The sequence below is a fragment of the Mesorhizobium sp. M0968 genome, from assembly GCF_040319065.1.
Classification (GTDB): domain Bacteria; phylum Pseudomonadota; class Alphaproteobacteria; order Rhizobiales; family Rhizobiaceae; genus Mesorhizobium.
Window position 1 is genome coordinate 184,832 of record NZ_JAMYNL010000010.1, and the last position, 9,083, is coordinate 193,914.

The 9,083-nt window shown below is 63.4% G+C and carries 9 protein-coding genes; 5 read left to right on the plus strand and 4 right to left on the minus strand.

Annotated elements, in window-relative coordinates:
* Positions 1-64: 64 nt before the first annotated feature.
* Positions 65-718, plus strand: a complete 654-nt coding sequence (locus NKH67_RS19600) for a dihydrofolate reductase family protein (protein WP_352473936.1) — start codon at positions 65-67, stop codon at positions 716-718.
* Positions 719-771: 53 nt separating this feature from the next.
* Here the strand turns inward: NKH67_RS19600 and NKH67_RS19605 are convergent, their stop codons facing one another.
* Positions 772-1,641: a LysR family transcriptional regulator gene (locus tag NKH67_RS19605; protein WP_352473934.1), complete on the minus strand. Its 870-nt coding sequence runs from the start codon at positions 1,639-1,641 to the stop codon at positions 772-774.
* A gap of 92 nt (positions 1,642-1,733) precedes the next feature.
* On the opposite strand from NKH67_RS19605, the gene NKH67_RS19610 reads away from it, so the two are divergent.
* Positions 1,734-2,333, plus strand: a complete 600-nt coding sequence (locus tag NKH67_RS19610) for a LysE family translocator (RefSeq protein ID WP_352473933.1) — start codon at positions 1,734-1,736, stop codon at positions 2,331-2,333.
* On the opposite strand, the gene NKH67_RS19615 is transcribed toward NKH67_RS19610, so the two are convergent.
* The gene (locus NKH67_RS19615) at positions 2,308-2,520 is read right to left on the minus strand and encodes a hypothetical protein (RefSeq protein ID WP_352503791.1); all 213 of its coding nucleotides are present in this window, start codon (positions 2,518-2,520) and stop codon (positions 2,308-2,310) included. The two genes, NKH67_RS19610 and NKH67_RS19615, sit on opposite strands and share 26 nt — an antisense overlap.
* A 146-nt stretch (positions 2,521-2,666) precedes the next feature.
* Positions 2,667-3,845: an MFS transporter gene (locus NKH67_RS19620; protein WP_254820339.1), complete on the minus strand. Its 1,179-nt coding sequence runs from the start codon at positions 3,843-3,845 to the stop codon at positions 2,667-2,669.
* Positions 3,846-4,038: 193 nt separating this feature from the next.
* Here NKH67_RS19620 and NKH67_RS19625 point away from each other — a divergent pair, with 193 nt between their 5' ends.
* Complete coding sequence (locus NKH67_RS19625; RefSeq protein ID WP_023719360.1) at positions 4,039-4,395, plus strand: ArsR/SmtB family transcription factor; 357 nt, start codon at positions 4,039-4,041, stop codon at positions 4,393-4,395.
* Between the two features lie 93 nt (positions 4,396-4,488).
* A complete protein-coding gene (locus NKH67_RS19630) occupies positions 4,489-5,235 on the plus strand; it encodes a metallophosphoesterase family protein (protein WP_352473931.1) in 747 nt (248 codons plus the stop codon).
* 106 nt (positions 5,236-5,341) lie between these two features.
* On the opposite strand, the gene NKH67_RS19635 is transcribed toward NKH67_RS19630, so the two are convergent.
* Entirely contained in the window at positions 5,342-7,783 is a 2,442-nt protein-coding gene (locus tag NKH67_RS19635) for a DNA/RNA non-specific endonuclease (RefSeq protein ID WP_352503792.1), read from the minus strand.
* Between the two features lie 262 nt (positions 7,784-8,045).
* Between NKH67_RS19635 and NKH67_RS19640 the strand changes: the two genes are divergently transcribed.
* Entirely contained in the window at positions 8,046-8,936 is an 891-nt protein-coding gene (locus NKH67_RS19640; protein WP_352473928.1) for an SH3 domain-containing protein, read from the plus strand.
* Positions 8,937-9,083 lie beyond the last annotated feature (147 nt).

The window sequence follows — 9,083 nt, forward strand, 5'->3', positions numbered from 1 at the left end:
CCGTTCGCCCGTCCTTGGCTCGAACTCCGGCCATGACGGCACGGACCAGGGAAAGGGAGCTCCAATGAGGAAGATCATCGCCGCAACATTCGTCAGCCTCGACGGCGTCATGCAGGCGCCCGGCGGCCCGCAAGAGGACCCTGTCGGCGGCTTCAAATTCGGCGGCTGGACGTTTCACTACTGGGACGATGTGATGCGCGCCGCGATGGGCGAGACGTTTTCAAAACCGTTCGCGCTGCTTCTCGGCCGCAAGACTTACGACATCTTCGCCGCCCACTGGCCTTATCAGAAGAATGATCCGATCGCCGACAGCTTCAACGCCGTCACCAAATATGTGGCGACGCACAGGCCGGATTCGCTGTCCTGGCAAAACAGCCAGCCGCTCGGCAGCGATGTCGTTGCGACGTTGCGCCGGATGAAGCAGGAGGACGGCCCGGACCTGCTCATTCAGGGATCGAGCGAGCTGATCCAGACCTTGCTCGCCAATGACCTGATCGACGAGATCAGCCTGCTGATTTTCCCGCTGGTGCTGGGCAAGGGCAAAAAACTGTTCGGCAGCGGCACAATACCCGCCGCCTTCAAGCTGACCCGTTCGCAGGCATCGACCACCGGTGTCATCATGGCGAGCTATGAACGCTCCGGCGAGATCAAGACCGGGTCATTTGCCACGGAGCAGCCGTCCGAAGCCGAGATCGAGCGGCGCAAGAACTGGAAGTAGATGCCGCAGGGCGATCAAGGACGGCTGAACACTGGCCGTCCTTTTTGCTGTTTTTAAGCCGCCTCTCGTCGCCCTGCCAACCCATCGCGGAGGTGGCCCGCGAATGCCAGTGCAGCCGGCGCGACGTCGTGCTTCGGCAAATGCAGATTGATCGAAAAATTCGGCAATGACGGCAGCTCCGGATCGTTGGCCAAAATGTCGAGGTCGACAGGCACGGTCGACGCCAACCAGGTGGTGACGGCCAAGTCCGAACGCACTGTCGCCGTCGTCGCGTCAATGCTGCCGTTTTCGAATACGGTGCGCCATTCCAGCCCATGCTCGTTAAGCGCCTCCAGCACCACCGGGCGGAACGCACAGGTCTCGGCGACCATCGAAACCGGCAAGGGCCGCTTGCCGCGGGCGGCGCCGCCTTTGGCGCCGACCCAGACCAGCCGGTCGACAACAAGGCATTCGCCGGCCGACCGACCGATCGGCTCCTCGATCACCGCGAGTTCTATCGTGCCGGTCGCCAAGGCTGCGGCCAACTCTGGCGACGAAGCACAGACAAGCGAGATCTCGACCTGGGGATAGGCCTCGGCATAGGCCTTCAGCACCGGCGCAAGCAAGGTGCCGACAAGGTCGTACGGCACGCCAAGCCGCACCTGACCGGCAACTGCATCGCCCGCCATCTCCGCCAGTATCTCGTCATTGAGGGAAAGCAGGCGCTTGCCCTTGCCGAATAATCGCTCGCCGGAGCGGGTCAGCCGCAATCCACGCCGGTCGCGCTCGAACAGGCTGCAGCCGAGAACCTCTTCCAAACGCTTGATCTGCTGGCTGACGGCACCTTGCGTCAGATGCAACGCATTGGCTGCCCCCGTCATGCTGGCCTTATCGGCAACGGTGACGAAGGTTCGGATCAGGGCAGTATCGAGATTGCGGAGCATCTGGCCATTATATTTGCTAATACAAACCATAGCAAACATTGCATTTACTGATGAGCCAAACAGCCTACCGTGCAGGCTTCAAAGGAAGCAGCATGTTTGAAACCGTCCTTCCCCTCGTCCTGTTCGCGCTGGTCTCAACCTCAACGCCCGGCATGGCCACGACCTTGTCGACGGCGTCCGGCGCGCAGTTCGGCTTTCGCCGCTCTATCCCGCTGATGGCCGGGAGTGCGGCCGGCTTGGCCACGGTGGCTGCGGCAGGTGCTGCCGGGCTCGCCGGTCTGCTGGCCGCCGCTCCTTCGCTGCAACTGGCAATGAAAATGGCCGGTACCCTCTATCTGACGTGGCTTGCCCTCAAGATCGGCCGCAGCGGTCCGCCCAATCTGGACGTGGCCATGGCAAAGCCGAACAGCTTTTTGGGCGGCGCCGGCCTGCAATGGATGAACCCAAAGGGCTGGGCCATGGGGCTGGGAGCGGCGGCATCCTTTGCCGCGCTCGCCAACGGGCCGCTGCAGCTCGCCGTGCTGCTCGGCACGGTCTTCGGTCTTGCAGCGGCCCTATCGCTGGCGGCGTGGTGCGTGGCGGGCACGCTGCTCGCCCGGTTGCTGCGAACCGAGCGGCAGTGGCGCATGCTCAACGCCGTGCTTGGCCTGCTGCTGGCCGCCTCGATCATTCCGATGTGGCGGACAGCGTAGGGTCAGTCTTTAGCCATGTCCGGCAGCGTAACGCGCCGCCGGCTTGCCCGCCAGAAAACTGCCGAAGAAGCCTTGCGGACGCGAAGAAAGGCACCTCCCCGGCAATATCGGCAAGACCCGGTGCCGTGAATGCTTCACCCTTTGCCAGGCCAACCAGCGCTGCATCGACCAGATCGTCGGCGGTCATGACGATTTCTTGCGGAACGTTGGCGCGCTCGCTTCCGGCTACTTCCCAGAATTCGGCACTGGACGAAATCGCCGCGCTGGATTTTGACGCATCGCCCGCCGCGACTTGAACTATCGGCGGCGGGCAGCCAAGCTCCACTGACAGCCTTATTCGGCCGGCATCGCCACCGGGCGCGCCGCCAGATGGCCCGCCAGCACCACGCCCAGACCAATGATCGGGAATGCCGCCGCGACCACGCCGAGGTCGGCCGGTGCGCCATAGCGCAGCACAGCGGCGCCGACCACGGCACCCAGTGCCACGCCGAGATAGAGCGCCGAAGCGTTCAGCGATAGCACGATGGGCGCGGCATCGGGCGCCAGCTTGATGATACGGCTGGCCTGCGCCGGCGGGAACGCCCAGCCGACGATGCCCCACGGCACCATCATGGCCATGAGCGCCGGCCCGGCGATCTCGCGCGGCAGGAACATCGGGATCAGCGAAAACGTGACCAGCATGGCGGCGCTCAGCGCCAGCGACCAGCAGACGGTGCGCGTCGCGCCGAAACGGTCGGCGGCCTGACCGCCGCCGATATTGCCGATGACCGCGCCAACGCCGAAAGCGAGCAGCATTCCGGGAAGCGCGATCGGGTTCAGTCCGCCGCCTTCGATCGCGAGCGGCGCGACAAAGGCAAAGACGGTGAAGGCGCCGATCAGGGCCAGGATGGTCGTCACCAGGATAGGCATGACGCCGGGGCGAAGTGCCGCTGCAAGCCGCATCCGGAGCGGCAGCCTGGTGCCGACGATGCCGCGCGGCAGCCGGTACCACAGGATCGCGCCGGCGAGCGCACCAAGGCCGGCGATTGCAAAGAAGGTGCCGCGCCAGCCGGCAACCGTCGCAACGAGCGCGCCGAGCGGTGCTCCGACCGCGACCGCAACCGTAGTGCCGCCGACGACCACGGCAATGGCGCGGGCGCGATGATGATCGTCGACAAGCGCAACGGCCGTTCCCTGTGCGGTCGCCGCGAACAAGCCTGATGACAGCGCCATGACGATGCGCGCGATCAACAGCAATTCGAAGGAGGAGCTTAGCGCCGCGGCGACGTTGCCCAACACGAAGAACACCAGCGTCCACAGGATGACGCGGCGCCGGTCCCATTCGCCGGTCAGCGTTGCCAGGATCGGCGTGCCGATCGCATAGGCGAGCGCAAACGCGGTGATCAGCGTGCCGGCGAGCGGAACGGAGATGGCGGCATCCTTTGCAATGTCGGGCAAAAGGCTGGAGATGACGAAACCTTCGGTCGAAATCGTGAACGATCCGAGCGCAAGCCAGATGAGGCGCTTATCCATGGCAATTTCCTTAGTTCAAAGGTTATTGAACAATTGGACATAACAGGGCATGATGTCAATAAAGCCGCTGCAAAATAGCCGAACCATCCTGACAGCCCGGTGTCAGGACGGGGCGACGGAACGAAACTATGTGTCCATTAGCCACGAGAGGAGATGCGTTGAAATCGGCTCCGAATGTGCTTAATTCCTGGGCATGACCTTGCCCCATCCCACCGCCGACCAGATCAGCCTGCCGAACGTGCTTGCCGTGCTCGGCGACCCGACGCGACTGGCCATCGTGCGCTATCTCGCCAGCAAAGAGGGCGTTCCGCTGAATTGCAGCCGGTTCCTCGATCTCTGCTCGAAGACCAATCTGAGCTACCATTTGGCCAAGCTGCGTGAGGCCGGCGTCACCCGCACCGAGGCGGTTGGAACCAGCCGGCTGATCACGCTGCGCCGTGACGATCTCGACCGCCGCTTCCCGGGCCTGCTCGACAGCGTGATTGCCGCGGCCGGCGACGACGCATCGTTGCCGGCGGTTGGCGGCCACGAGATCGAAGTCCGCGCCTGAACGACCCGAAGCTGGGTTCCGCTCTCGCCGCTTCGCGAGACGAGCAAACTAGCTTCACCTGCCCTCCAGCCATTCCAATTAACGGAGCCTGCCATGCGCATTGCCGTCCTCGCCGACATCCACGGCAATGTCCTGGCGCTCGACGCCGTGCTCGATGATCTGCGGCAGCGCGGCGGCGCCGACCTCATCGTCAATCTCGGCGATTGCGTTTCCGGCCCGCTCTGGCCGCGCGAGACCATGGAGCGGCTCGAGACGCTCGACCTGCCGACGGTGCGCGGCAACCACGACCGCCGCGTTGCCCGCGACACCGCCGACGAGACCATGTGGCCGTCCGACCGCTACGCGCAGGAACGGCTGACCGCAGGCCAGCGCGAGGCGCTGTTCGCGCTGCCCCTCACGCTGGAAGTCGCGCCCGGCATACTCGCCTTCCATGCCCGGCCCGACCACGACGAAAAATACCTGACTGACGCGATCGTCGACGGCCGGCTGGTGCGCGCGCCGCTGGTCGCAATCCAGCGGCGCCTCGGCGCGATCGATCCCGCCTGCCGCATCATGCTTTGCGGCCACAGCCATCGCAGCGAGCTGGTCCGCATTCCCGGCGGTCAGGTCATCTTCAACCCGGGCAGCATCGGCTGCCCGGCCTATCACGATGATACGCCGCCGGCGCATGTCTCCGAGCAGGGCTCGCCGCACGCCAGCTACGGCATCGTCGACTTGCACCCTGATCGTTTCGAAGCCATCGCCGTCGATTATGACCACGAGGCGGCGGCGCGCCAGGCCGAGCAGGCGGGACGGCCCGAATGGGCTCACGCGCTGCGCACCGGCTTCATGCCGGGCTGAGCTTGCTCATCCCAGGCTGAGCTTGCTCATCCCAGGCTGAGCTTGCTCATGCCTAGCTGAACGGATGACCGCCTTCGAGCGGCAGAAGTCGCGACCGGTCCAATCTTCAGTCGTCAGACGCCGATCGCTTCGATCGCTTGGCAGGACGTCGGGCGCTGGCCGCCGAAGTCTTGGACGCCGAAGTCTTGGACGTCGAAGTCTTGGACGTCGAAGTCTTGGTCGCCGAAGCCTTTGGCCGTGACGTCTTGGGCGCCAGTTGCGTTGGGTTGAAAGTCTGTGCTGGGGCGGATTCGGAACCGGCCCGAATGTCGGCGTCGCGCACCTGCTGGCCAAAGTTCAGGCCGGTCAGCTCTTCAATCTCGGCCACCGTCGAAAGGAACTCCGATACCCTGGCAATTTCAAGCGGGTCATCGAATGCCTCGGCACGCTCGCCGAACGCTTCGGGCATCACTTCCAAAACCGGCTTCTGGTCCGCCAGCAGCGCGATGGCGCGCAGGCCAGCTTGATCGGACCACAGCGCTATCTTCCAGAACTTCAGCGGAACATGGCTGTCGAAGCGGTAGGGAGGATCGTCCTCGCCGAACACTGGCCCGGCAAACACCGTGACACGGCCTCGCGTCGTATAGGCGTTGCGCAGCACATAGGTTTCTACCGCGCGCCATCTCAACTTCCCCTTGGAGCCGGGATGGTTAAGCGAGCTTCCTTGATTGAAGAAGCCGACTTGCGGCGCAGCATTGGTATAAAAGAACGTGTCGCGTTCTGCCGCGACCGCCTCCTGATCGACGCCCCATGCGGGGTCGCCGCGAAGTGTAATATGGCCCTTCTGGAACATTCGAGCGATTCGTTCCTTGGATTTTGCGACGGGAAATCCAGGCACATTCTGGCTCGAATAGAATTCCTGGGTCATCTGCTCGCCAAGATCGATGCGCCGATCCGGCCGGAAAGCATCGCTGGCTTCCGAACCGGAAATCGACTCCACCCCCAATTCGAGAAGCGACGGGTTGTCGATGACCGTCTTGTCCTCACGATTGACCGCCTTGGTGCGGGATCCATCGATATTGCAGGCGGTGACGAAGGCAAGCCTGCGATCGGCGTTCATCAAGATCGAAAAATGATGGTAGCGCAATTCGTGTGGGTCCTCTCCCGGTTTGGCAAGAAGGTTTTTGGCCAACCGGTAGGGTGAATTGGCAACCGTCGGCATTGCCAGGACAAAGCCCGGTATGAAGCCGGGCTCATACCCCCCACGATCGTCGAAATCCTCTGTTTTCCAACCCGCGGCCTCGGCGATGGCCACCTTCCCGGGTTCGCTTGCCGGGCCTTTGCCGTCGTTTCGTCTCGCATCGCCTCCGTCGCGGTCGATCAGCGGCGCCCGGACATTTATCTCGACGGGAAAAGTCCAGGTGACCGAGCCATCGGCATTGTGTCTCGTCGCCGGCGGATTGCGATCCGGTTCCGGCCGCTGCACCGGCCTGTCCGGCACATCTTCGCGAATATCGGCGTTCAGCCGAACTGTCTCGTCCATCATGCGCGGCATGCCGGCCCAAATCGCCAGAGCTTGCGAAACCGCCGATGCCGAGGAGCCCGGCAGCTTGGACTTTCTAGCGCCCAGATCGTCAACGATGGCGCTGATCCGTATGCCTTCGTTGATCTCGCGCGCAAGCGCATAGCCACCTATGCCCGTCACCTCGTGGAACGGGCCGGCCCAATGGTGCAGGGCGATAGGTTCCCATTCATTGTTGAAGACCGGGGAGCCGGACGAACCCTGTTCGGTGTCGGCGACATAGTGCAGCACTTGCACCGTTTCGTCGCGGGCCACCAGCCGGTTTTCACGCAACACCAGTTCCTTGAAGCGGCCATCGGGATGCTGAACGATGTTGGCGATTTCGCCGAGCATATGCTTGTCGCGCGCATCCGACAGCGAGATAAAACCGAACTCCCCCAGTTCCTTTGGGCCGGAACGCCGCTCGCCGACTCCGATCAGCGTATAGTCCAGACCCTCTATGCTATCGCTCACGAAACAGGATTCAGGATCGAACAGGAACGTCGTCGGCGTACGCACGGCATTCGCACCGTCCTGCTCATAATCGAACTGGACCTGGAAGCGCCGGGAATCCGCCGGCGACGAAATCACATGGTTGTTTGTGAGGAACAACCTTGGCCCGACGAGAAAACCCGATCCTTGCGGATTGCCGTTGAGAAAGGCAACGCGGCCAACCGCATCGGCAGCACGGCGCCCACGCTCGAGGAATGCGACCCCGATGAAATCGAGCGTTGGGCCGAGAATTGCCTCCGGCCCCGGCTGCTTGGCGGCGGCCTTTCTTTCCCCGGCAGACCTCATGTCGATCGCTGCCGATATCATCTCCGCTTCGGTGCGGCTGAGCGACGCCTTTACCTGCAACCTGTCGAGCCGCCTGGAGAGGGTCTGTTCGGCGGCCAGCGGATTGCCGTTGGCGATGTGACCAAGTGAAGTCTCAATCTCGGCGCGCGTTTTCTTGATACGCTGGCGAACTATGTTTTCCACCTGCGCAAATATTTCAAGGTCGACCATATTGCCCTCCTCAACCTTACTTGAGAGAGTGCATATTTACATGAAATGTGCAATATTTTGCCGGCTGTTAGTTCACGGAAGCGGCCTGGTCGCGATTCAACACGCGGCACCTTTTCGGGCTTACACAGCGCCGCCTCGTCGCCTATAAAAACCGGCTGGCGTGCGATGGCGCTTTCGTGCCTGGCCGCGCCTTCGGCAATTGAACCTACCGCCATGGCAGATGATTAGGCGCACAGTAACACTCCCGACCACGCTGCTTGCGATGGTTGCCGCTCCGCTGATGCTGGCGGAGTTGCCGGCCAACGGCCAGGAGCCGGAGCCCATCATCTCGATTGTGACGGGTCTTGCTCCGGATGATCTCCTGAACGTGCGCGCCACGGCGTCGGCCATGGGCAAGATCGAGGCGCGGCTGCCGAGTGGTTCGAGCGTGAAAAATCTCGGCTGCGGCGACGTCAGCGGCTACAAATGGTGCAAGGTTGAAGACATTGATGACCCGAAGATGAGCGGATGGGCGCCCGCACGCTACCTCGACCCTATCAATCCCCGGCAAGTGACACCGCAGGTGGCGGCCAGTGCGGAGAACCCTGCGCCTCAGCCGCTGCCCGACCTGACAACGCGCCTCGGCGCGACCGCTCCCGAAACGCCGCTGAATTCCCCTGACGCGATCGGCAGGGTGGCGATCGAGGATGCTTACCGCCTGGCCCTGGCCGGTGGAAACCCCACGACTGGACAGGTTGATGGATCGCCGCCCGCGGCAGTGGGTCCCGTCCAGAATTTCGGCGCGGCCAACGCGGCGCCCCCGGCCGACGCACAGACCGTTGCGCGGCTTCAGCCGCCGGGGACACCGGTACCCGGTGCCGGCAACGCCATCCCCTGTGCGCGCTATCTCGGCCAGCCGATGACCAGCTGCAAGGCAGGCGTGGTGCGCACCGGCGACAAGACCGACGTGACCGTGACCTGGCCCGATGGCGGCACGCGCATCATCAGCTTCAAGGCCGGCAAGCCGGCCGGTGCGGACGCACCCGGCGAATTCCGCTTCACCCGCGAAGGCAGCCTGAACATGATCCGCGTCGGCGTTTCCGAACGCTTCGAGATTACGGACCAGTTGGCGCTGGGGGATAGTGATAAGGGGAATAAGGCAGTAGGGCAGTAGGGCAGTATGTTTAAAGGGCGCTCGAACCTCTGCCCTACTGCCCTACTGCCCTACTGCCCTACTGCCCTACTGCCCTACTGCCCTACTGCCCTAGAGCCCTACGGCCCTACTGCCCTACTGCCCTACTGCCCTACTGCCCTACTGCCC